Consider the following 652-nt stretch of genomic DNA (forward strand, 5'->3'; position numbering starts at 1 on the left):
TGATGACCTTGGCGGCCGACGAGTTCATCCGCCGCTTCCTGCTGCACACCCTGCCGGACGGCTTCCATCGCATCCGTCACTATGGCTTCCTCGCCAACGGCCACCGGGTCGCCAAACTCGCGATCTGTCGCCGGTTGCTCACGACGCCACCGCCCGCGCCGCTCGTCCCACCGGCCGACTATCGCGAGCGCTATCGCCGGCTCACCGGCCGCTCCTTGGAAATCTGCCCGTGCTGCGGCGGCCTAATGAAGCCGCTCGGCGCTCGGCGTCCGGCCCGCTGCGCATGGCCAGATACGTCATGACACGTCCGAAGGCCGTCTCCTCCGCCACAATGCCGACCGGAGCCCTCCAGGCTGCCGGCGACACTCCGCGCGCGCTGATCGTCGCTTGCGTCCCGCGGGGCGAGGCTGACTCGCTCCACGCGATCTCTCGACATCCTCGCAGACCAAAATCTCGGACGGGCCCGGGGTCTACAGACGGTCCGTCTCGCCTCCCGCCGCACCCCGCGGCCATCTTGGACCGGCCGCCGAGCCCCCAATCCCCATAGCCAGACCGCCATCCCGCGGTTCAGCTCAATCCGGCTTCAATGTGGTCGCGACCGCGCCACGCCCCCTCCAACCGCGTCCGCGACCACACAGAACCCTCCAGATTC

General features: G+C 69.2%; 1 protein-coding gene. It reads left to right on the forward strand.

Features of this window, described 5'->3' with window-relative positions; translation table 11 throughout:
• On the forward strand, nt 1-302 hold a 302-nt coding region (locus tag OCL97_RS22615), incomplete at its 5' end, for a transposase (protein ID WP_377371949.1).
• Between the last annotated feature and the right edge of the window lie 350 nt (nt 303-652).

This window comes from Phenylobacterium ferrooxidans, from assembly GCF_042714595.1.
GTDB classification, from domain to species: Bacteria; Pseudomonadota; Alphaproteobacteria; order Caulobacterales; family Caulobacteraceae; genus Phenylobacterium; species Phenylobacterium ferrooxidans.